Annotated in this window: 26 protein-coding genes; 9 read left to right on the top strand and 17 right to left on the bottom strand. The window is 67.0% G+C overall.

Annotation, left to right across the window (positions count from 1 at the left end; genetic code table 11):
* Window positions 1-13: 13 nt before the first annotated feature.
* The 4 genes from CHB65_RS01900 to CHB65_RS01885 form a co-directional block, all read right to left on the bottom strand.
* Window positions 14-1,057 (bottom strand): TAXI family TRAP transporter solute-binding subunit, encoded by a 1,044-nt coding sequence (locus CHB65_RS01900; protein ID WP_089383342.1) that lies wholly within the window; start codon window positions 1,055-1,057, stop codon window positions 14-16.
* 162 nt (window positions 1,058-1,219) lie between these two features.
* On the bottom strand, window positions 1,220-2,713 hold the full coding sequence (locus CHB65_RS01895; protein WP_089383341.1) for an acetyl-CoA hydrolase/transferase C-terminal domain-containing protein: 1,494 nt from the start codon (window positions 2,711-2,713) through the stop codon (window positions 1,220-1,222).
* The gene (locus CHB65_RS01890) at window positions 2,710-3,273 is read right to left on the bottom strand and encodes a MaoC family dehydratase (RefSeq protein ID WP_089383340.1); all 564 of its coding nucleotides are present in this window, start codon (window positions 3,271-3,273) and stop codon (window positions 2,710-2,712) included. Before CHB65_RS01890 ends, CHB65_RS01895 begins: the two co-directional genes overlap by 4 nt.
* Window positions 3,274-3,360: 87 nt before the next feature.
* Complete coding sequence (locus CHB65_RS01885; protein ID WP_089383339.1) at window positions 3,361-3,573, bottom strand: hypothetical protein; 213 nt, start codon at window positions 3,571-3,573, stop codon at window positions 3,361-3,363.
* Between the two features lie 125 nt (window positions 3,574-3,698).
* Between CHB65_RS01885 and CHB65_RS01880 the strand changes: the two genes are divergently transcribed.
* From CHB65_RS01880 to CHB65_RS01850, 7 genes are all read left to right on the top strand, one after another.
* Entirely contained in the window at window positions 3,699-4,070 is a 372-nt protein-coding gene (locus CHB65_RS01880; RefSeq protein WP_089383338.1) for a tautomerase family protein, read from the top strand.
* 100 nt (window positions 4,071-4,170) lie between these two features.
* The gene (sucC, locus tag CHB65_RS01875) at window positions 4,171-5,316 is read left to right on the top strand and encodes an ADP-forming succinate--CoA ligase subunit beta (protein ID WP_089383337.1); all 1,146 of its coding nucleotides are present in this window, start codon (window positions 4,171-4,173) and stop codon (window positions 5,314-5,316) included.
* Window positions 5,313-6,182, top strand: a complete 870-nt coding sequence (gene sucD / locus CHB65_RS01870; protein WP_089383336.1) for a succinate--CoA ligase subunit alpha — start codon at window positions 5,313-5,315, stop codon at window positions 6,180-6,182. Before sucC ends, sucD begins: the two co-directional genes overlap by 4 nt.
* A 67-nt stretch (window positions 6,183-6,249) precedes the next feature.
* Complete coding sequence (locus CHB65_RS01865; RefSeq protein ID WP_089383335.1) at window positions 6,250-6,912, top strand: DUF3267 domain-containing protein; 663 nt, start codon at window positions 6,250-6,252, stop codon at window positions 6,910-6,912.
* Window positions 6,909-7,319, top strand: a complete 411-nt coding sequence (locus CHB65_RS01860) for a hypothetical protein (protein WP_089383334.1) — start codon at window positions 6,909-6,911, stop codon at window positions 7,317-7,319. The genes CHB65_RS01865 and CHB65_RS01860 overlap by 4 nt, the downstream gene beginning before the upstream one ends.
* A gap of 41 nt (window positions 7,320-7,360) precedes the next feature.
* Window positions 7,361-7,645, top strand: a complete 285-nt coding sequence (locus CHB65_RS01855) for a DUF5789 family protein (protein ID WP_089383333.1) — start codon at window positions 7,361-7,363, stop codon at window positions 7,643-7,645.
* Window positions 7,645-8,199 (top strand): adenylate kinase, encoded by a 555-nt coding sequence (locus CHB65_RS01850; protein ID WP_089383332.1) that lies wholly within the window; start codon window positions 7,645-7,647, stop codon window positions 8,197-8,199. The genes CHB65_RS01855 and CHB65_RS01850 overlap by 1 nt, the downstream gene beginning before the upstream one ends.
* Before the next feature lie 26 nt (window positions 8,200-8,225).
* Here CHB65_RS01850 and gcvPB read toward each other — a convergent pair whose 3' ends face one another.
* The 6 genes from gcvPB to CHB65_RS01820 all read right to left on the bottom strand — a co-directional run bounded on the left by gcvPB (window position 8,226) and on the right by CHB65_RS01820 (window position 14,463).
* On the bottom strand, window positions 8,226-9,659 hold the full coding sequence (gcvPB, locus tag CHB65_RS01845; protein ID WP_089383331.1) for an aminomethyl-transferring glycine dehydrogenase subunit GcvPB: 1,434 nt from the start codon (window positions 9,657-9,659) through the stop codon (window positions 8,226-8,228).
* 1 nt (window position 9,660) lies between these two features.
* Window positions 9,661-10,980, bottom strand: coding sequence for an aminomethyl-transferring glycine dehydrogenase subunit GcvPA (gcvPA, locus tag CHB65_RS01840; RefSeq protein WP_089383465.1), 1,320 nt, complete (start codon window positions 10,978-10,980; stop codon window positions 9,661-9,663).
* Window positions 10,981-11,256: 276 nt separating this feature from the next.
* Window positions 11,257-11,631 (bottom strand): glycine cleavage system protein GcvH, encoded by a 375-nt coding sequence (gene gcvH, locus CHB65_RS01835; protein WP_089383330.1) that lies wholly within the window; start codon window positions 11,629-11,631, stop codon window positions 11,257-11,259.
* Window positions 11,632-11,766: 135 nt separating this feature from the next.
* Complete coding sequence (fen, locus tag CHB65_RS01830) at window positions 11,767-12,744, bottom strand: flap endonuclease-1 (protein WP_089383329.1); 978 nt, start codon at window positions 12,742-12,744, stop codon at window positions 11,767-11,769.
* A gap of 104 nt (window positions 12,745-12,848) precedes the next feature.
* The gene (gene gcvT / locus CHB65_RS01825; protein WP_089383328.1) at window positions 12,849-14,012 is read right to left on the bottom strand and encodes a glycine cleavage system aminomethyltransferase GcvT; all 1,164 of its coding nucleotides are present in this window, start codon (window positions 14,010-14,012) and stop codon (window positions 12,849-12,851) included.
* 205 nt (window positions 14,013-14,217) lie between these two features.
* Complete coding sequence (locus tag CHB65_RS01820; protein ID WP_089383327.1) at window positions 14,218-14,463, bottom strand: hypothetical protein; 246 nt, start codon at window positions 14,461-14,463, stop codon at window positions 14,218-14,220.
* 290 nt (window positions 14,464-14,753) lie between these two features.
* Between CHB65_RS01820 and CHB65_RS01815 the strand changes: the two genes are divergently transcribed.
* Window positions 14,754-15,221: a GNAT family N-acetyltransferase gene (locus CHB65_RS01815; protein ID WP_089383326.1), complete on the top strand. Its 468-nt coding sequence runs from the start codon at window positions 14,754-14,756 to the stop codon at window positions 15,219-15,221.
* A gap of 75 nt (window positions 15,222-15,296) precedes the next feature.
* On the top strand, window positions 15,297-15,791 hold the full coding sequence (locus tag CHB65_RS01810; RefSeq protein WP_089383325.1) for an NYN domain-containing protein: 495 nt from the start codon (window positions 15,297-15,299) through the stop codon (window positions 15,789-15,791).
* 15 nt (window positions 15,792-15,806) lie between these two features.
* On the opposite strand, the gene CHB65_RS01805 is transcribed toward CHB65_RS01810, so the two are convergent.
* The 7 genes from CHB65_RS01805 to CHB65_RS01775 form a co-directional block, all read right to left on the bottom strand.
* Window positions 15,807-16,451: a S26 family signal peptidase gene (locus CHB65_RS01805; RefSeq protein ID WP_245809886.1), complete on the bottom strand. Its 645-nt coding sequence runs from the start codon at window positions 16,449-16,451 to the stop codon at window positions 15,807-15,809.
* Between the two features lie 209 nt (window positions 16,452-16,660).
* Window positions 16,661-17,425, bottom strand: a complete 765-nt coding sequence (locus CHB65_RS01800; RefSeq protein ID WP_089383323.1) for a Nif3-like dinuclear metal center hexameric protein — start codon at window positions 17,423-17,425, stop codon at window positions 16,661-16,663.
* Between the two features lie 76 nt (window positions 17,426-17,501).
* Window positions 17,502-18,827 (bottom strand): glutamyl-tRNA reductase, encoded by a 1,326-nt coding sequence (gene hemA, locus CHB65_RS01795; RefSeq protein ID WP_089383322.1) that lies wholly within the window; start codon window positions 18,825-18,827, stop codon window positions 17,502-17,504.
* The gene (locus CHB65_RS01790) at window positions 18,824-19,513 is read right to left on the bottom strand and encodes a precorrin-2 dehydrogenase/sirohydrochlorin ferrochelatase family protein (RefSeq protein WP_089383321.1); all 690 of its coding nucleotides are present in this window, start codon (window positions 19,511-19,513) and stop codon (window positions 18,824-18,826) included. Before CHB65_RS01790 ends, hemA begins: the two co-directional genes overlap by 4 nt.
* Before the next feature lie 44 nt (window positions 19,514-19,557).
* Window positions 19,558-20,643 carry a siroheme decarboxylase subunit beta gene (gene ahbB / locus CHB65_RS01785; RefSeq protein ID WP_089383320.1) on the bottom strand — a complete coding sequence of 362 codons (1,086 nt, stop codon included), beginning with the start codon at window positions 20,641-20,643 and terminating at the stop codon, window positions 19,558-19,560.
* An 84-nt stretch (window positions 20,644-20,727) separates the two neighbouring features.
* Window positions 20,728-21,195, bottom strand: coding sequence for a DUF7112 family protein (locus CHB65_RS01780; RefSeq protein WP_089383319.1), 468 nt, complete (start codon window positions 21,193-21,195; stop codon window positions 20,728-20,730).
* A 13-nt stretch (window positions 21,196-21,208) separates the two neighbouring features.
* Window positions 21,209-21,604 (bottom strand): 30S ribosomal protein S6e, encoded by a 396-nt coding sequence (locus CHB65_RS01775; RefSeq protein WP_089383318.1) that lies wholly within the window; start codon window positions 21,602-21,604, stop codon window positions 21,209-21,211.
* Between the last annotated feature and the right edge of the window lie 73 nt (window positions 21,605-21,677).

The raw sequence follows: 21,677 nt of genomic DNA, 5'->3' as shown, positions 1-21,677 counted from the left end.
GCTGCGGAACCGCCTATCCCTCCATCCAGCTGTCGTCCCAGATGTCGATGTCCTGGAAGTACTCGGCGACGCCGGCGTGGACCTCGATGTCCGGGTTGACCGCTGCCGCCAACTGTTCGGGCCCCTCGGTGTAATCGAGCACGGTAGGGTCCGACTCGCGCATCGTCTCGTGGTGCTCGTGCATGACCCGCGTGTACTCGTATGTCGCCTCCGCGGGGATGTCCGGGCTGAACGCCCACATACCGTCGAGGATCCAGCTGAACACCTCGTCGATGCCCAACTCGCTGGTCACGTCCTGCTGCCATCCGTACGGCTCGTACGTGTCGGCGCGGGCACCGTCGACGCTCTCGACCGCCTCGCGGAACTGGTCGTCCGCCTCGATGACGTAGAGCTGTCCGTCGCTTCGCACGTCGACCTCCTGACACCAGCCGGCGAGGTCGACGCGGTTCGAGCCGTACACCGCGAGCGCGTCCACCCGGCCTTCCTCGACGGCACCGGGAATATCGTCGGTGTCCTCGTTGTTGATGTCGTTGTTGTCCCAGAGGCCGTCCGTCCTGAATACCTCCTCGGTGAGGAGTCGCGTTCCGAAGCCGGGTTCGATCGGATAGATCGTGTAGCCGCCGTCGCGGATGTCGGCCGTCGATTCGATTCCGGATCCCTCCATCGCCACCCAGATCATCTCCAGGCTGGTGAAAAGCGGCCCCTGCTGCGGGAGCGAGTCGACCGGTTCCTCATCGAAGGGGTCCTCGTCGTTGAACGCCTTCGCCATCGAGTTCGTGTCGACGCCGATCGTCTCGAACTCGCCCGCGTCGTAGTCGTAGACGTTCGCCGTCCATCCGCCGGTCTCCTGGACCGTCACGTCGATCGTGTCGCTGTGTTCGTCTGCCGCCCGGGCGAGCGCCTGTGCCGCCGCCTGGGTCGAACTTCCGCTGGCCGTGCCGGCGATCGTGAATGTGTGCGATTCGTCGTCATCGGCACAGCCAGCCAGTCCGACGACGCCCATCGCGCCCATCGCCTTTAACGCATCGCGCCGAGTCGGCTTGTCACCATCTAACATGTGTTCGTTCCGAACAGGCGGATATACAAAAGCGTATCGTCACGAACGATGATGATCTGCTTCTGCGCTGAGTATTCTACGGATCTACTTCAGAGCTCGTTCCTTTTTTGAAACCTTGAGCTAAGACATCCGATCGTGTTACGAATATCCGATCTACTCAAATCACTGCCATGAATGGGCGGACCCGAGGTCGTGTGGCGTGTTCCCTCCTTCGCCTGCGCGTTCTCGATACGCCCGGAGGTCGTCCTGAAAGGACGGATCGGCGACGGCCGTGAGCGCCGCGGATCGTTCACGCGGCGATTTGCCGCGAAGGTCGGCGACGCCGTGTTCGGTGACGACGACGCTCGCGTCGTGTTCGGTGTGATCGACGTGGGACGTCACGGGCACGATCCGTGACACGTCGCCGTCGACCGCCGTTGAGGGGAGGGCGATGATCCCCAGCCGGCAGTTCCGTGAGAAGTCCCCGCCGCCGCCGATCCCGTTCACGATGTGGGTTCCCCGAATGTGGGTGGCGTTGACGTTGCCATAGAGGTCGACCTCGACGGCGCTGTTGACGCCGACGACGCCGAAGCGGTCGATCAGCTCCGGCGCGTTCGAGATGTCGGCGGGACGTAACACCACGTCCGCGGCATACTCGGCGACGTTCTCGAAGAACCGCTCCTGTCCTTCCGCCGACAGCGCCAGCGATGTGGCGCTCGCACCGCGAAGATCGCCGGCATCCAGCATATCAAGCAGTCCGTCCTGCACCACCTCGCCGACGTACGCCACGTCGCGGTCGCCGAACTCGATGTCCGCGAGCGCGCCCATCAGGGCGTTCCCGAGGCTTCCCACGCCGAACTGGAGGTTGACCGCCGACGCGAGCATCGGATTGCGGCCGATCTCCACCTCCAGAAAGGATCGGAGATTCTCGGCGATCGTCTCGTCGACGGCGGACGGTTCCCGGAACTCGTAGGGATCGTCCGCGCGATCCGTCTTCACGACGGCGGCGAGTTTCCCGGCGTCGAACCGGATCGCGGGGCCGTCGGTCTCGTCGAGGGGATCGGACAGCGGGATCGGCTCCCGGTTCGGCGGATCGGCACGCACGTGTACGTCGTGGACACGGGCGAGTTCGAGCGGCTGTGCTCGGTTCATCTCAACGATCACCCGGTCGGCGGTTTCGACGTATGCGGGGGCGTGACCGATGGAGGTGGAGGGAATGAGCCAATCCGGGCCGACCGCGACCGCCTCGACGACGGCGACGCGCTCGCCGACCATCCCCTCACGGATGCCGCCGAACCGGACCTCGTCGGCGAGCCGGGAGATGTGTCGGTCGTGAAACTGCACGCGCCCCTCGTTGACGGCCTCGCGGGCATGCTCGTTCGGGACGAACGGATAGCGGCGACGCATGTCGCCGGACTCGACGAGGTCGCGGTCGATCTCGTCGCCGACGCCGCCGCCGGAGACGACCGTCAGCTCCCGTGGATCGCCCGCAGCCAGCGCCTCGGGGACGAGTTTCGGGTAGCCGACGCCGCCGAACCCGGAGACGAGCAGGGTCGCACGTTCGGGGATCAACTCGGCCGCCTCCCGCGGCGTCCGTCTCGGGAGGTCACCGATGAGCCGTTCGCTCGGAACCGGATCCGAGGCGGTGGGCGCGGTGGACACGGCGGGGTCCGTCACTCCAAGTCCTCCGGCTGGGTCCCGATCCCCGCCGGCCAGCCGGTCGGCTGTGCGGCGCTCGGCTCGGCGTGTGAGCGTTTCAGCACCATCGGGGTCCGCTCCAACGAGAGCACGAGTTCATCGTCCTGGTTGTACGTCCGCAGCTCGGTCGTGACGATCCCGACGTGTTCACGTGATGAGGACTCGCGCTTCGAGAGCACCTCCGACTCGGCAAAGAGCGTGTCGCCGTGATACACCGGTGCGTGGTGGCGGATCTCGTCGTACCCGAGGTTGGCCGTGGCGTTCGCGCTCACGTCGATGACGCTCATGCCGACCGCCAGCGCGATGACGAACGTGCCGTCGACGAGTCGCTCGCCGAACTCCGTCTCGGCGGCGTACGCCTCGTTGAAGTGCATCGGGTTGAGGTTCATCGAGACGTTGGTGAACCAGACGTTGTCCGTCTCGGTCACCGTGCGCCCGTACGGGTGTTTATAAATGTCGCCGACGGCGAAGTCCTCGTAGTAACGGCCCTCCCAGCCCGACACGAGCCGCCGGTCGTGATCCGTGGAGTCGGTGGTCATCGATCGTACATGCGCCGATCGCCCTCTTAAGTCTTAAACGATCGATCCGTCATGTTTCCGGCGTCATAGGGCCATCGGAGCAACGCACTATGCATCGATGTGATGAACCGCTTCGGGGGACAGGACACGGTCGGTGGGTAGCACAACCCAGCCGTTCGGAAGGATCCGAACCTGGCCCGAGTGAAGGACCCGCTCCTGTTCAAAATCGCCGTACACGGTCGCCTCTTCGATCTCAACGATCATTTCGGTTGAAATAGTGTCCGCAACTTTGTGCCAGAGACCTTTCGTGGAGATCACCATAGACGACCAACCGTCCCGCTATATAAATCGTTTTGGTGGACGCCGGGATCATGAACCCCCGGAAGGGGTACGCCAGACGGTGCCATCGGCGACAGCTACAAGATCCCTCCCCTCCCCTCCCCGGTATGCCGCTCCTGCAGTTCGACACGACCCTCACGTTGTCGCCAAGCGATCGACGGGCGTTCGCCGAACGCGTCACCGACGTATATACCGACGAGATGGCGACGGAGCGCGGCCACGTCGCGGTCACGATCCGCGAGCGCGAGCCCGGCGAGCTGTTCATCGGCCGGGGCGTCGAGGGGCCGCTGTTGTTCCTCGATGCGGAGATCCGGCGCGGGCGCTCGGCCGAGCGGAAGCGCGCGTTCGCGCTCGGGGTGATGAGCTATGCGACCGAGGCGTTCGACGTCCCCGAGCCGAACCAGAAGGTCGTGTTCACCGAACACCCGGGCGCGAACATGATGGGCGTCGACCGCGTCGGCGGCGAGTGGGAGCCGTAGGCGACCCCGAACGACACACTCCGAGGCGGTCCGGCGTGAGCTCACCCCACGGAGCCGAATGTTCAGGATTTAAGCCGACGGTGACCGGCCGTTTACGTGGATGAAGCTTCACGAATATCAGGCGAAGGGGATCTTCGCCGACGCGGGGATTCCGGTGCCGGACTCCCAGCTCGCGGAAAGCGTCGAGGAGGCGCTCGATGCGGTCGACGAGATCGGCTATCCGGCGGCGATCAAAGCGCAGGTCCACGTCGGTGGACGTGGCAAAGCCGGCGGGATCAAGATCGCGACCGATCGCGACGAGGCCGAGACGTACGCCGAGGAGATCCTCGGCATGGACCTCAAAGGCTACACCGTCGAGACGGTGCTCGTCGAGTCCGGCGTCGACTTCGTCGACGAGCTCTACGTCGGCGTGACGATGGACCGCGGCGAAGGGAAACCCGTCCTCATGGTCTCCACCGAAGGGGGCGTCGACATCGAGGAGGTCGCCGCAGAGTCACCCGACGCGATCGCGCGCGAACACGTCGATCCCGCGTTCGGGCTGCACCCGTATCAGGCCCGCAAGGTCGTCTACAACGCCGGCGTCGACGCCGACGTCGCGGGCGACGTCGCCTCGATCGTCTCGACGCTGTACGATCTGTACGAGGCGAACGACGCCACCGAGATCGAGGTCAACCCGGTGATGATCACGAGCGATCGCGACGTGGTCGCCGCCGACGCCGTGATGAACATCGACGAGGACGCGCTCTTCCGCCAGCCGAAACTCGCCGAGTTGGAGGACGAAGCCTACGAGGACGACCTCGAACGGAAAGCCGGCGAGTACGGCTTCGATTACGTCCGGCTCTCGGGCAACGTCGGTATCATCGGCAACGGGGCCGGACTCGTCATGACGACGCTCGATCTGGTCGACTACTACGGCGGTGCGCCCGCCAACTTCCTCGACATCGGCGGCGGCGCGAAGGCCGAGCGGGTGACGAACGCGCTCGACATGGTCTTTTCGGACCCAAACGTCGACAGCGTCGTCTTCAACATCTTCGGCGGGATCACCCGCGGCGACGAGGTCGCAAAGGGGATCAACGAGGCGCTCTCGGGCTACGACGAGCTGCCGAAACCCGTCGTCGTCCGGCTCGCCGGCACGAACGCCGAGGAGGGCATGGAGATCTTAAATACCGACCTCTTGGGGGTCGAAAAGACGCTTGAGGCGGCCGTCCAGCGTGCCGTCGAGAACGCAAAGGAGGTGTCCGCATGAGCATTTTCGTCGACGACGACACCCGCGTGGTGGTCCAGGGGATCACCGGCGGGGAGGGGAAGTTCCACGCCGAACAGATGATCGAATACGGGACGAACGTCGTCGCCGGGGCGGTCCCCGGCAAGGGCGGTCAGGAGGCCGCCGGCGTCCCCGTCTACGACACCGTCGATGCGGCCGTCGAGGCGGAGGACGCGAACGCGTCCGTCATCTTCGTCCCGCCGGCGTTCGCCGCGGATGCGATCTTCGAGGCGCTCGACACCGACCTCGATCTCGCCGTCGCCATCACGGAAGGGATCCCGACCCAGGACATGGCGAAGGTGAACAAACGGCTCGGCGAGACCGACACCCGCCTGCTCGGGCCGAACTGTCCGGGCATCATCACCCCCGGCGAGGCCAAACTCGGCATTCTGCCGGGCAACATCTTCGCGGACGGAAACGTCGGGCTCGTCTCCCGCTCCGGCACGCTCACCTACCAGGTCGTCGATAACCTGACCGAGCGCGGGATCGGCCAGACGACCGCCATCGGCATCGGCGGCGACCCGATCATCGGCACCTCCTTTATCGACGCCCTGGAGGCGTTCGAGGCCGACACCGAGACCGACGCCGTCGTGATGTGCGGCGAGATCGGCGGCGAGGACGAGGAGCAGGCCGCGCGGTTCATCGGCGAACACATGGACACGCCCGTCGCGGGCTTCATCGCCGGCCGCACCGCGCCGCCGGGCAAGCGGATGGGTCACGCCGGCGCGATCGTCTCCGGCTCCGGCACCGGCACGGCCGAATCCAAGATCGACGCGCTCAACGACGCGGGCGTCCCCGTCGGCGACACCCCCGAGGAGGTCGCCGACCACATCGAATCGTTCCTCTGAAACGTTCCAACGCCCGGCGGAAGCCGTGATCAATATTTATTCCGCGTGATCGAGAAGGGTGATCAGCATGGCATCGACACCCGACGCGGACGCGCTCGCGGCAGCGGAGGCGGCCGCGGAAGCCGTCTCCCCGCCGCCGACGCCCGAGGGCTACGCGGACCCCTACCGGTTCGAGTACCCCAAGCTTCCCCTCGTCGTGGCCGGGATGGTCATGACGGTACTCGCCACGATCGGGTATGGGTGGCTGCTGTTTCAACTGCAAGGCACGGCGGTCCTCCCCGTCGTCTTCGAGACGGACGCCGCCGGGGACGTTACCATCGTGTTACAGCTCACGCAGGTGGCGCTCCCGCTTTTGTTCGCGTTCCTCGCCGTCGCCGTCGTCCACGAACTGCTTCACGGGGTCGTCTTTGAGCGGTACGGCTACGACGTGAGCTACGGGATTCACTGGCGGTTCGGGGCGGTGTATGCGGCCGTGTTCAACCAGTTTCACACCCGCGAGCACAACCTCCGGATCGGGGCCGCACCGCTGGTGGTCATCACCGCTATCACGCTGCCGCTGCTCGCCGTTCCCCATCCGGTCGTCGCCACCGTGGCGTTGTTCGTCCTCGTGTTGAACACCGCCGGGTCCGTCGGCGACGTGTACGCGCTCTACCGGTTCTCCCGGATGCCGCGCGGAACGGTGTTTTATGACATCAACATGGAACACATGTACGTCTTCGAACCACGATGACTCCCCTCCTGCTTGCGGTCGGCCCACCTGCACTCGTTCTCGCGGCGCTCACCCTCGCCGCGGCGGCCGTCACCTACGTCATGTTTCAACTCACGCGTGAGGAACACGAATCGCGGGAGTACGCCTGGACGTGGGCGATCGCCATCGGCATCCTGTTCCTGATGGGGATCGGCCCGGCGCTCGTCGGGATCGGGCTGTACCTGACGATCGAGCGGGGCTACCCGCTCTACTGGCTGCTGGCGCTCGCCGCCGTCGGAATTATCGTCGCGGGGGTGCTCGCGATATTCGGCATGGCGGTCTACGTCGAGGAGACCGTCGTCGGTAACCCGTCCTTGACGTGCCTGTCCGTTGCGTGGGCGGGAACGCAAGCGCGCGCTGACGGACGGGAGAACGCGTTGGATCGCTGATATGCATACGCATTTCACAATAGGGTACGTATGACACGTGTATGCGCTTACCAGAGACTCGCGACCTGTTCGCGAGAACGCTTGAGTTTCCCGTCCCGCGGGACGTGGTCATCGAGGCGGTCGGGAGCACCGAGCTGACACCGCCGGACGGGGAGAGCACGACGATCGGGGCCGTCATCGAGCACTCCGACGTGGAGGAGTTCGACTCGGCCGACGACCTCTATGACACGTTGATGTCGCTCGTCGGGGCCCAGTTCGTCGGACGGCGGTACTACGACGACCGCGGGTCGATGCCGCAGGACGAGGAAAGCGAGGTGAGCTTCTGATGTCGGTCACGTTGGTGTCCGGCGTCACCGGCGTCGGGCTGTCGAGCGTCTGTCAGACGGTTCGGCGGAAGCTCGGGGACGGGTACAAGCTCGTGAACTTCGGGGACGTCATGCTCGAACGGGCCGCGACGGAGGGCGTCACGACCGAACGGAAGGACCTCGCCTCGCTTTCCCAGACACGGATCCGCCGCCTGCAGCGTTATGCGGGCGAGTTCGTCGCCGATGAGGCCAGCACGACGAACGTGATCCTCTCGACGCACCTGGCCGTGGAGACGCGGGCCGGCTACGTTCAGGGGCTTCCTCCAGAGGTGCTCGAGGACGTCTCGCCGGGGACGATCGCGCTCGTGGAGGCGAGTCCGGAGACGATCCTCGAACGTCGACGATCCGGGAGCCGCGAGCTGCCGGAGGCTACAGAGCGCAAGATCGCCTTCGAGCAGGACCTCAACCGATCCGCCGCGCTCCAGTACGCCCGCGATCAAAACGCCCCCGTCCGGTTCATCGAGAACGAGGGCAGCGTCGAGGAGGCCGCCGATCGCCTCGCCGACGCGCTGTAAGCCGGTACGGGCTCCCCTTCGCTATTTTATCTCTCTCCCAGCGCTTGCCAGGAGAGCCGTGGGTTCCTCGCCGCATCGGCCTGGTCGATCCGGCGGGCGGTCGTTCGTGTCGGCGCGGCCGCGAGCGCCTCGTCGTCGTCGGCATACGCCCGGTTGAACGCCGAGGCGAGGTGGTCGAGCGAGGCCTGACTCTCCGCTTCCGTCGGCTCCGTCAACATCGCCTCCGGCACCATCTCCGGCCACTTCGTCGTCGGCGGGTGGACGCCGTACTCCAACATCCCCTTCGCCACATCGGCGGCGTCGCGATCGCCCGCGGTGGCTCCGAACTCGTGGTGGAACGGCCCGTGCGGGATTTCCAAGTCGATCTGCTCGGCGAGATAGTTCGCGTTGAGCACGGCCTTCGCGGCGGCATCGGAGAGCCCGGCGTCGCCGAGGCGGGCGATGTAGGCGTACGTCTTTATCAACACGAGCCAGTTGCCGGCGAAGCCGTGGACCTTCCCGATCGAGTGTTCCGGCTCGTAGGTCTCATAGCCGATCTTGCCGTCGTTCACCTCCCGGATGTGCGGGGTCGGCAGGAACTCGGCGAGCTCCTCGACGACGCCGACGGGTCCGGCTCCGGGGCCGCCGCCGCCGTGAGGGGTCGCGAACGTCTTGTGGACGTTGTAGTGCATCACGTCGAAGCCCATATCGCCGGGACGACCCCGGCCGAGCAGGGCGTTGAGGTTCGCGCCATCGTAGTAGAGCAGCCCGCCGGCGTCGTGGACGATGTCGGCGATCTCGGCGATGTCGCGCTCGAAGAGCCCGACCGTGTTCGGGTTGGTCAACATGAGCGCGGCGGTGTCCTCGCCGACGGCGGCGTCGAGCGCCTCGACGTCGACACGGCCGTCCTCGCCGGAGGGGAGCTCGACGACGTCATAGCCGGCCATCGCCGCGGTCGCGAAGTTCGTCCCGTGTGCGGACGCCGGGATGACGACCTCCGAGCGGTCGTTCCCCTGTTTTTCGTGATACGCCTTCGCGATCAGGATGCCGGTGAACTCGCCGGCCGCACCCGCCGGGGGCTGCAGCGTCACGGCGTCCATGCCGCCGATCGCCGCGAGATACTCCTGCAGCCCGGCGAGCAGTTCGAGGGTCCCCTGCACCGAGCGGTCCGACCGGTCCGGATGGACCGCGCCGTTCGGGTCGGCGGCGACGTCCTCGATGAACTTGGGGTTGTACTTCATCGTGCAACTGCCGAGCGGATACGGCCCCGAATCGATCGCCCAGTTCATCTGTGAGAGCCGGGTGTAATGGCGGGCGACCTCCGGTTCCGAGGGGTTCGGAAGGGTAAGCTCGTCGCGTGTGAGCGCGTCGGGCAGCGGCGAGGCCTCCTCGACATCGACCGTCTTCTGTCCCTTCTCCGAGAGCAGCGGCTCGTGCCGGTCCTCCCCTTCACGCGTGTAGCTGGCTTGATCGTAGATCATCTCAGAGCACCTCCGAGAACGCTTCAACGAGCGCGTCCGCCTCCCCCGCGTTCAACTCGGTGACACAGACCTGCAGGAGGTGTTCGCCGATGACGTGGACGGCGAACCCCTTTCGTTCCAGGTCGCCGGCGATCGCCGCGGCGGGCTGGTCAGTTCGGACCGCGAACTCGCGGAAGTGGTGTCGGTCGTGGACCGGCGCGGACGCACCGGAGAGGTCGTCGATGGCGGCCGCGATCGTCTCGGCCTCCCGTACGCAGTCGTTCGCGAGGTCGACGAGCCCGTCGGGGCCGAGCGTCGCCGCGTGGATCGCCGCCCGAAGCGCCACCCACGCCTGGTTCGTACAGATGTTTGAGGTCGCCCGCTCCTTCCGGATGTGCTGTTCGCGGGTCTGGAGCGTGAGCGTGTACGCTCGCGTTCCTTCGGCGTCCTCACCTGCGCCGACGAGCCGGCCGGGAACCTGCCGGAGGAACTCCTCCGCGCAGGCGAACAGGCCGAGCCCCATCCCGTACGCCGGCGGCATGCCGAGCGCGCCGGCCTCGCCGACGACGACGTCCGCGCCGACGCTCGCGGGCTCCTGCAGCACCGAGAGCGCGACCACGTCGGAGCCGAGCGTGAACAGCGCGTCGGTCTCGTCGGCGACCTCGCCGATCGCCGTCAGGTGTTCCTCGATACAGCCCCGGACAGTTGGGTTCTCCGCGTAGATCATCACGACGTCCTCGCCAGCCCGCTCGGCGAGCGCATCGACGTCGACGATCCCATCGTCCATCGGATAGGTCTCGACGGTGAGGTCCGCGCCGTCACAGTAGTTCGTGAGCACCTCCCGTTTGCCTTCACGGAGCTGTTCGGGAACGAGGACGACGTCGCCGGTCGTCGAGCGAACGCGGTCCGCGAGCGTGGCCGACTCCGCGAGCGCCGTCGCCGCGTCGTACATCGAGCAGTTCGCGATCGACAGGCCGGTGAGCTCAACGAGCATCGACTGGTACTCGAAGAGCGCCTGCAGGAACCCCTGGGTGATCTCGGGTTGATACTGCGTGTAGCTCGTGATGAACTCCGCGCGGTCCGCGAGATGGTCGACGACGCTCGGGACGTAGTGGCCGTAGTGGCCCCGCCCGAGGAACTCGGTCAGGTCGTCGTTGCGCGCGAGCAACCGGGCGCATTCGGCGCGGATCTCGCGTTCGGTTCGCGGCTCGATCCCGAACTCGCCGTCGAAGGCGACCTCCTCGGGGATGTCGAACAGTTCCTCCTCGTCGTCGACGCCGACGGCATCGAGCATCGCCGCCGTCTCCGCCGGCGTGTGTGGTGCGTATGGGCTTCCGCTCATCGTGATCGTGTTCCTCCGGTGGGTCTCATGGTCATGTGTCGCTGGATCGGTGGGCTGGTCCGAGTCGCTTGGACCGGTTCTCACGGTGCCGATGCGTCGTGTGTCTTCGGTATCCGATCGATCGCTCAGGACCGGATCGGTATGGGCCTGTCGCTGTGGATCCGCGAACGGAGCGGATCGGCGTGCGATCGCACGGACGGCCCGTTCACGCATCCGTCCGTGCCGGGTCGGTTCACGCGTCCGTCCCCGCTGGATGCGTTCTCGCGTCCATCCGCCTTACGCGATCTGCTCGGCGTAGGCGTCGGCATCGAGCAGGTCGCTGGACGGCTCGTCGAGTTCGACCTCGAGCATCCATCCGTCGCCGTATGGGTCGTCGTTGACCAGTTCCGGGCGGTCGAACAGCTCCTCGTTGACCGCGACGACCTCGCCGGAGACCGGCGCATAGAGGTCCGATACCGCCTTGATCGATTCGATCACGCCGAAGGCGTCGCCCGCGCTGAGCTCGTCGCCGTCGGCGGGCAACTCGAGAAAGACGATGTCGCCGAGCTCGTCCTGTGCGAAGTCGGTGATACCGACCTTGACGACGTCGCCGTCGGTGGTCCACTCGTGCGATTCCAGATACCGTAAGTCGTCGGGTACTTCGAAGCTCATGGATGGGGATTGACGCGGTGTCGTGGGACGCGGATCGTCCACGAACCGGCTACCCGTAGCTTCCGAGGACGAGGAAATAAAAGGTATGTTCCCGGCGGGCGGCGTCCCCCGGTCGTGGCACACGGTGCGGGCCGCTCAGGTCCACCGATCGAGTCCAGTCTGCACCTGTGACTCCTCGATGCGTTCGAAGCCGCGGGCGACCTCGTCCCTGTCAACGTCCCACTTCTCGATCACGTACTCGCGCGCGGCCTCGACGTCGGGCTCGATGGCGGCGTCGAACTCGACGTCCCGAACCGGCGGATCGAAAAAGAGTTCCTGCACGGCGGCCGCGTTCGGCATCGTCGCGTCGTGAGCCTCCAAAGCGCTCTGGAGGTCGCCGTGTTCGCGGATCGCTTTCACCGCCGTCTTCGGGCCGATCCCGCGGACCCCCTCGTTGAAATCGGTGCCACAGAGGATGGCGACATCGACGAGTTCCCGCCGGTCGAGTTCGAGTTCCGCGAGCGTCGCTTCGAGGTCCATCAGCTCCGGGTTTCCGCTCCCCGTGAGTTGCCGTATCGTGGTCGGCGCGCCGAAAAGCAGGGTGTCGTAGTCCTCGCTGCCGGCGTGATCGACCGCGCCGGTGGCGGCCATGTGGGCACATTGCGCCTCGCCCTCCGCCGGCGCCTCGACGATCGGGACGTCGAGCAGCCGAAGCAGCTCTCGGGTCGTCTCCTGAATCGTGTCGGTCAGTCGTTGCGTCCGTGCCTCAAGCCGGGCGGCCTCGATCGCGTCCCCGCGCTCCTTCGCGGCCTCGTGTCGCTCCTCGGCGCGTTCGCGCTGGGCGCGCCGTTCGGCGACCTCGTCGGCCTTGAGGTCGGTGACGGCCCCGTCGAAGACCATCACGGGAACGATGTCATGTTCGAAAAACGCCGGCAGTCCCTTCACGATCCCGATCAGGTTCGCGACCTCGACGCCGTCGTCGGTCGTGTACGCCTCGGAGGCCGTCCACTTCACCGTCGTCGTGAGGTACCGGTAGAGCCAGTTGTGCGCGTCGACGGCGATGGCGCTGCCTTCGAGTTCATCGAAGGTGACCTCGCGGATGGTCGCGAGGTCGCGCAGGTCCGAATTTCCCATTGCCCCCGATAGGAACGCGCCGGATAAAAGGCCGATCGATGCGTGCTCGGCGGATCGACTCCTTCGACGCTCGTCGGCGGATCGACTCCTTCGATGCCCGAGCGTTACCGGTCGAGGAACGGCGGCTCGACGACTTCGGCACGTTTCTCGTCGCCGCGCACGACGACCGCCACCTCCGCGCCGTCGACGGCGTGATCGACGTGGAGGTAGCCCAATCCGATCGGCTCCTCGAGCGTCGGGCTCATCGTTCCGGAGGTGAGGTGACCGATCCGCGTGAGGTCGCCGTCGGTGACCGCGTAGCCGCCGCGGGGAACGCCCCGGTCGAGCAGCCGCACGCCGATGAACCGTTCCGTCAGCCCCGCATCCCGCTGTTCGGCCAACGCGTCGCGCCCGATGAACGCCGTGTCGAGGTCGACGGCGAACCCGATCCCGGCCTCGTCGGGCGTCCGCGGCTCATCGTCGGGATCGAAGTCCTGCCCGGAGAGCAGGAAGCCCATCTCCGTACGAAGCGTGTCCCGCGCGCCGAGCCCACACGGCTGGACGTCCTCGAAGGCCGCCCAGACCGCCTCGGCGGCGTCCGCCGGACAGACGATCTCGAAGCCGTCCTCGCCGGTGTAGCCCGTTCGGGCGACCCAGCTCGGGACGCCCGCGACGTCGGCCACCGTCGCATCGAACCGGGGGAGGGCGGCGGCGTCGCCGGCCGTGACCGCCGCATCGACGGCCGACTCCGCGTCGGGACCCTGCACGGCGATCATCGCCCATCCGGTCGTCGTGTTCTCGACCGCCGCCTCGAGGCCCCACTCATCGCGGTGGGTGACGACGCGGTCGTACGTCTCCTCGTCGTGACCGGCGTTCGGAACGAAGAGGTATGCCGGGTCGCCGTCGGGCTCCCCGAGGTTCCCATTGGTCATCCCCTCGATCGCGTTCACGGCCTCGCCGGCCGGGGTCCCATCGGGCAGCCGATAGATGATCGTGTCATCGAGCATGACGCCCTCCTCGGTCGTGATCGCCGCGTACTGGGAGTCGCCCGGCGAGAGCGCCGAGACGTCGTTCGTGGTGAGCCGGTTCAGAAGCGCCGTCGCGTCCGGCCCGGCGACCTCGATCTCGCCCATGTGTGAGACGTCGAACCGGCCGACCCGTTCGCGTACCGCCGCGTGTTCCTCGCGGATCGAATCGAACGTGACGGGCATCGCCCAGCCGCCGAAGTCGGTGAATTTCGCGCCGCGATCCTCGTGGACGCCGTGGAGTGGTGGCGATCGCTCGGTCATATATGAGCCTCCACGGGACGCGCCTAAGGTCTTGCCGTCGCGGTCGGCATCTCGCCGGCGGCATCTCGCCGGCGGCATCTCGCGATCGACGCCGGGGCGTTCGCTGTCGCTGTCGTGTGAATGATCGGGAAAACGCGGAGGAGGGAGCCGGCAGACACCGTCGGGACCCGATCGGCACGAATCGGGGTCCCGGTAGCCGTGGCCGTTATTCGCCGCCGTCCGTGTGGGCGGTGTGTACCGACTCGGCACACCAGACGTTACCGCGGCGGCCCGCACGCGAGAGTTCGAGTTTCACGACGGAGCCGGCGGGGAGGTCGCCGATACGCTCGCGGTCGCTCTCGTCTGCGTAGTCGACGACGTGGAAGGTCGCGTTGCGTGGATGTGCACGAACAGTGACGCAACCATGATCGTTCTGTTCGGAAGTAACGGTGTAGGTGTCGGTTGTAGACATCTTATCTCCAAAAAGATGGACATCCCTAATGAACGCTTCGTATAGCGACTTGGTGGCGCTTTGAGGATATAATACGGATATAAGGAACATGCATACGCGTTTGATCAGTCGTCTTCATGCTTTCAGGAAGGGGTGGAGAGCGTCCCTGTTTCCATGGAGGGGTGGAGAGCGTCCCCGTCTCCATGGAGGGGTGGAGAGCGTCCTCCGCCTCGCAAAGGAGGGAAGGCCCATTCGATGCGCCCATTCACCGGAGCGCGGGCACTTAACTGATCCCACGGTGACTGGACGGCATGGACACGAGCGACGGCGCAGGACCCGTCACGATCACCGAACTCACCGACGAGGACGCGATCCGGGCGTGTCATCCGCTGATGGCACAGCTCCGGCCGGTCGATGAGGCGACGTTTATGACGCTGATCGATCGGATGCGGCGCGGGGAGGGCTATCGCCTCTTTCGGATGGAGGACGCCGCGGGCGACCCGGTCGCGCTGGCGGGGCTCGTGGTCACGACCAACCTCTATCACGGGAAACATACGTGGGTACACGACCTCGTCGTCGACGAGCCGCGACGCGGATCCGGCTACGGCGGCCGGTTTCTGGAGTGGATCGCCGACTGGGCCGACGAGCGGGACTGTTCCTGTGTGGAACTCGCCTCCGGCCTCTGGCGTGAGAACGCCCACCGCTTTTATGAGGCGAACGACATGGAGCGCTACTGTTACACGTTTAAACGCGACCTCGACACGCCGAGCCCGTACTGAGTCCCGATCGTTCAAAACCGACACTGAAACACCCGAAATCAGCACTCATATCACCGAGCCACCGATAGACCGGGCATGAACGACAGCGAGTCGACGGACGAGCGGCGACGGGTCGCCCTCTTCGTCGACGGCCCGAACGTGTTGCGCGAGGAGTTCGACGTCGACCTCGACGATATCCGGGAGGCGGCCGCCGCGGAGGGTCACCTCGTGGCGACCCGGCTCTACCTCGACGAGCACGCGACCCCGGGACTCATTCAGGCGGCGGAGGCCCGTGGCTTCGAGGTCGTCGTGACGAGCGGCGACGTGGACGTAAAACTGGCCGTCGACGCGACGCGATTCGCCGCCGAGGGCCGGATGTCGACGCTCGCGGTCGCCTCTCGTGATACGGATTTCAAACCCGTCCTCGAGATCGCCAACGGCTACGGGATCCGGACGCTCGCCATCGCCCCCGGCGCCTTCGGTCGCTCCGACGCCCTCCGAAACGCCGCGACCGATTCGGTGACGCTGGAGGAGACCGCTGAGGATAAGCCGGCCACCGAAAACGGCCACACGGAGCCGGAGGCGGGCTAACCGCTCCAAGCTACCTCACAGGCGATCATACACTCGACCGAGTAGCACGCCGAGCACGCCGCCCGAGAACGCGATGAACGTGCCGACGGCCACCACTCCGACCGTCCCGAAGTGCGCGACGGCGGCGTCGAACCCGAGTCGCGGCCAGCCGAGGTGCGGCACCGTGACGGCGGCCCGTGCGTCGATCCAGTCCGGATGCACGACGGGTGCGAGCCCGGCGCTTTGGTCGTACTCGCCGTTGGCGTCGCCGTACGTGATGTAGCCGTCGTGGGGGGCCGGACAGTATCGAAGCGTCTCACACTCCCCGTCGATCAGGTCGCCATCCCCTCGCTCCGTCCAATCCTCGCCCGACTCGACGGCGAACGCGACCCGGTGGAGGATCGGCGGCCCCTCGTGTCCGGGGGGTGAAAAGACAATGATGTCGCCGGAGCCGGACTCGGAGCCGGGCGTCGAGGACCCGTCGATCCCACCCCACGGTCCACGGTCGATGGCGGTGACGACGACCAGATCGCCGCGCTCGATAGCTGGCTCCATGCTCCCGCTCTCGACGGCGACGAACGGCGGCCACGCGCCGAGCACGGCGACGCCGATCACAAAGCACATCACCGTCACGAGGGCTGCAAGGGCAAAGCCGGTCGGTGGAGCAGGCCGGGAGACCACACCGGAAGAACGGCTCGATGCCGCTTGAGGATATCGCTCGGATCGATCGGGATCGCCATTGGCGGGTCGATCGTGATCGCCGATGCCGCGCTCATCGGCGTCGACAAGGGCGCGCCGAGACGCGTCGCCGGTATCCGCCGATCAGCAAATGCGAGGTGGAGCCCCCGACCTCAAGGAACGAACGAAGTGAGTGAGTAGGTCGGGGTAGTTTACAGTCCCGTCGGGTGGCTCACGTAGGTCGTTTCGATCCCCCACTCGGCGGTGAGCGCCTCCAGCGCGCGGACGCCGAACGTCTCGGTCGCGTAGTGGCCGGCGAGAAACACCGTGATCCCGGCCTCGCGGGCGTCGTGGTAGACCTGCTGTTTGCCCTCCCCCGTGATCAGCGCGTCGGCCCCGACGTCGACCGCCTCCTCCAGCCAGTCGACCCCCGAGCCGGTCACGACGGCGACCCGCTCGATCCGATCCGGGCCGAACGGCAACACCTGCGTCGGCCGCTCGCGCTCCGCGAACCCATCGAGCCGCTCCCGAAGGACCCCGACCGGGACCGGTTCGGCCGCCGTCGCCAGCCGACCGATCGTCACCGGCCCCAGCGCGCCGAAGCCTCCCGCGTCCTCGAAGTCGACGGCGTCGATGACGCCGGCGGCGTTGCCCAGCGTGGCGTGCCCATCGAGGGGGAGATGCGAGACGTACAACCCCATATCCGCCTCGGCGAGCGCGGCGATCCGATCGTAGGTTCGACCGGTCACCCGCTCGATCCCGCCCCACGAGATCCCGTGATGGGTGACGAGCACGTCCGCGTCCGCGGCGGCCGCCTCGCGGATCGTCGCCGCCGCGGCGTCGACCGCGAAGGCGACGTGGTCGAGTTCGCCCTCGACCGAGCCGACCTGTAACCCGTTCGCGCTGGCGTCGACATCGGCGTACGCGTCGGTCTCCAATCGCTCGTCGAGACGACGCACGTACTCGCTTCTGTCCATGGAGGATGAGCAACCCGCCGGGGTAAAAACGATGCGTCGTGCGGTCGGGGGTCGCTGGATCGACCCGCACGCGGGGTCAGTCGTCTGAGCGCTCGGCGGTGGCGGCGTGATCTTGGGACCCATCCGACTCACGGGCGTCTCCAGGGGTCCCCGGCGGTGCGTCGAACTCGGGGTCGAAAAGCTCCAGCGCCGTGCGGATCGTCTCCCAGTCGTCCTCGCCGGCGGCGTCGCGGAGCGACTTCGTGGGCGCGGCGAGGAGCTGCCCGACGAGGGCGTTCGCCATGGCCTCGACGGTCTCACGCTGGTCGTCCGTGAGCCCGCCCTGCGCCTCAAGCTTCGAGAGCGCGGCGTCGACCTCGGTCGCTTTTACTCGGTCCGCGGACGTGTACATCGCCGAGATGGCGTCGTCGGCACGCTTGCGTTTATATGCATCGAGGAGCCGGTCGAGCTCCTCGTCGATGATCGTCTCCACCGCCCGTGCCCCGTCCTCGCGCCGCTCGCGGGTTTTCCGGGTGACCTGTTCGAGCGCGTCGATGTCGAAAAGCGACACATCGGGCCGTTCACCGAGCGCGGGGTCGACGTCCCGCGGTCTGGCGATATCGACACAGACGAGTTCGCCGACCGGGGGAACCGACTCCGCGCCGATCACCGGATCCGGGCTTCCCGTGGCGGCGATGACGAGGTCCACATCCGGGATCACACGGGGAAGGTCGACGAGGGGGATCGCGTCGCTTTCGGTCTCCAACTCCTCCGCAACGAACGTGGCGTGCGGGATCGTCCGGTTGGCGACGATGATCTCCGAGACCGGCGTCTCATCGAGCGCACGGGCCGCGAGCGTTCCCATCTCACCGGCCCCCACGACGACGCTCCGTGCGCCGTCGAGGTCCGTCTCCGCCGTGGCCAACTCGACGGCCGCCGAACCGAGCGAGACGATCCCCTCGTTGATCGACGTCTCGTTGCGGGCGCGTTCGCCGACGTGGATCGCCTTCGTCACCGCGTCCTCCAACACCGGACCGATCCCGCCCGCCGAGCGGGACTCCTCGTAGGCCTCGCGGACCTGCCCGATGATCTGGTCCTCGCCGAGGACGAGCGAGTCAAGCCCGGACGCGACACGCATCAGGTGTTCCAGGCTCTCCTCGTGGCCGAAACGCCGGATCGCGCCGTCGCGAACGTCGGGGGCGAACGACCGTAGCGCCGCCGTCGCGCTCGCGTGGCGGTCGGTCACGACGAACGCCGCCGAGCGGTTACAGGTCTGGATCGCGAACGCCTCCTCGACGCCTTTTCGCGCGAGGAGATCGGAGACGGTTGCCCGAACGCCATCCTCGCCCGCGAGGTCGATCTCGTCGACGGACGCACGCGTATGGTCGACGCTCACGCCCGTTATCGCGCCCGGTTCGTTCACCCGTGTAACACCTCCTCGATCACCTTTTCTGCCTCTTTTCGGCCCTTGGATCTCCCCTCTTGTAAAGCCTTCCAAACCCGATCCGACCGCACGACGGCGCGGACGGCGGCCCGTCGCTCGTCGGGATCGATCGACCGCTCCTGTAGCTCCGTTCGGATCGATCCCGAGAGCGCCGCCATCTCCCCGGCCCCGTCGATCTCCGTGCCGATCCGCTCGCGAAGGACTCGCGTGAGCGCCGGGCTGGTGCCGCCCGTCGAGATGGCCACGCTGATGGGTCCATCCTCGACGGTACCGGGAACCACGACGCTCCCGGGCCGTCGACCGCCGGACACGTCGGTGCGATTGATAAGCACCCCTTCCCGTTCGGTGACCGCCTCGATCGCGTCGTTGATCGTGGGGTCGTCGGTGGCCGCCACGACCAACGCCGGCGACACCCGATCGATCCATCCGTCGATAGCGCCCGCCTCGGGTGCCGCGCGGACGAGCGTGAGGCTGTCCGCGATGTCGGCATCACTGTTGCCGGCGGATCCCTCCCTCGATAACTCGATCAGCGACTCGTCGAACGTCGGGCTCACGACGACGACGCGGGCCTCGGCGGCGAACCGACGGGCCTTCCGCGCGCCGACGCTGCCGCCGCCGAAGATAAGCACCGTCTCGTCGACGAAATCGTGATAGAGCGGGATCATGGGTAGGTTTCTGCTGGACGGGTGATCGCGGGTCGATCGGGCGGTCAGACGGTGTTGCTCTCGGCGCGTTCGGCCATCCTGATTCCGGTCTTTTTCAGGATCCGTGTCGAAAACAGCGTGTCCCAGTCGTCCTCGTTGACGTCCCAGTACTCGTTCATCGTCTCTTTGACCTGCTGGACGCGCCGTTCGCTTTCGGCCTCCGTCCGCCCATGGGTCATCGCGAAGAAGTTGTACTCCCAGACGCCCGCGTGTCGCGGGCGCTCATAACAGTGGGTGACGAACTCGAGCGATGCGACCGCGGGGCCGACCTCCGGGAGGACCTCCTCGGGGACGTCCCAGACGGTCATCCCGTTCTCCGTGTAGCCGAGCGCGTAGTGGTTCGGGATGACGCCGACCCGCCGGACCTTCCCCTCCACGTTGAACCGCTTGATCGTCTCTACCACCCACTCGACGTCGGCGTCGATGGCGGCCGCGACGTCCGCATACGGCGTCTCGGTGATCGGGAGTCCGCCCTGTATCTCGACGACGAGATCGCGTTCCTCCGGCGTGAGCGTCGATCGGCCGGACGGCTCGACGGCGGGGCCGAGATCCGAGAGATCGACGTCGCCCTCGGGGATCGGGCCGTCGACGAGGAACTTCGCGCCGACGTGGAACTCCTGTTGTTTCGGGAGGTTGTACGTCTCCTGGCCGGTCGCGGCCTCGATCTCGGCGAGGACCTCCTCCACGCGGTCGTCGCCGTCCTTGTCGGGGTCGGGGTGATCGGCGACGCTCACCACGAACCAGACGTTGAGATGGGGGTGTTCCCGCTCGTAGTTGTGTGCGACCTCCCGGAACCCGTTCACCGTCTCGACGACCTCCTCAAATCGCTCTTCGGGCGCGTGCATGGCCACGAGCGAGGCGGCCCCGCCGATCTCCTCGGCGTTGACGAGCGCCCCGAACCGCGAGAGGATGCCCTCCTCGTCCAGCGTACGGATCCGATCACACAGCTCCGGGCCGGTCACGTCCACGCCGCGTTCGCGGAGCGCGGCCGCCGCCGGCTCGAACGGGTTGGGGGTAACGGGAAACCCGCCCTGGAACGCGTTGATGATCGCCCGGTCGAGCGTCGAGAGGTCCGCGTCGACCTGTTGCATGACCCGGGATATGAGGCGTGGGAGAATAAGGTGCCCGCTTGGCGCTCGGCGGGATCGGGTTGCGCCGATCGACCGTCGAGCCGATCAGCCGTCGAGCCCCTCCGCGATGTCCGAAAGCGACTGACGCGGTCCGCGGTGAACGTCGTAGACGACCCGCTCGCCGGGGAGTCGGAGCCCGTAGGACTCGCCGGGGACGAGCACGTCGAGCACGAGCGGGTCGCCCGCCTCCCGGCCGTGTCGATCGAGCCACGCCGCGAGCCGGTCCGTCCCGTCGCCGGGCGACCGGGCCAGCCCGCGGTGGTCGAACGCGCCGCGGATGAGCCGTCCCCGCGAGTCGGCCTCGATCCGTGCGTGGCGCTCCTCGCCGTCGAACGTCACCCGAACGAGGTCGTCGGGGTCGACGTCGAGGCGGTCGAGGTCGCCGCTTTCGAGGCGGTTCTCGGGGATTTCGGGACCGGGCAGCCGGACGCAGAGCCGCCGGGTGCCCCCGCTGCGGGCGAGGGTGACGCGAACGGAAGCGAGGTGCTCGTCGTCGGAGGGAACGCGCGGCATCGAAAACGGGTCCTTACTCCTCGTCCGCGTCGCCCTCGCCGAGGGCGTCGGCCACGCTGCCGTCGCCGTCGACGACCGAGACGTTCACCTGCGCGACGTCGTCGGCGATCTCGCGCCCGCGGACGGTGATCCGTTTGCGCTCGCCGCCGCGGCTCGGCTTGAAGCCGACGCCGCCATCCAGGAGGAGCTCCTTCAGGCGCGTCCCGGAGACGTCCGTGCGCATCGGTCGGCCCGTCTCGTCGGAGCCGCCCGTGATCTCGAGGGTGAAGCCGGCGAGCCCGACGGGGTCGCCGTCGACCTCGTCGCCGATCTCCCGTCCGAGGAATCGGTTCGCGTCCTGTCCGTCGACCTCTCGCTGGAACGTCTCGCCGGTCTCGGGGTCGGCGACGACGATCTTGAATTCGGCCATGGACGAACCGAGTCACCCGCGAATAAAAAGCACGTCGAAAGCGGGATGGCCGGTCGTGAGGCGGGATGGACGG

The sequence above is a fragment of the Halorubrum vacuolatum genome, assembly GCF_900188065.1.
In the GTDB taxonomy this organism is placed as follows: domain Archaea; phylum Halobacteriota; class Halobacteria; order Halobacteriales; family Haloferacaceae; genus Halorubrum; species Halorubrum vacuolatum.
Note: the sequence above shows the minus strand (reverse complement) of the source record. Positions and strands in the feature narration are given on the sequence as shown.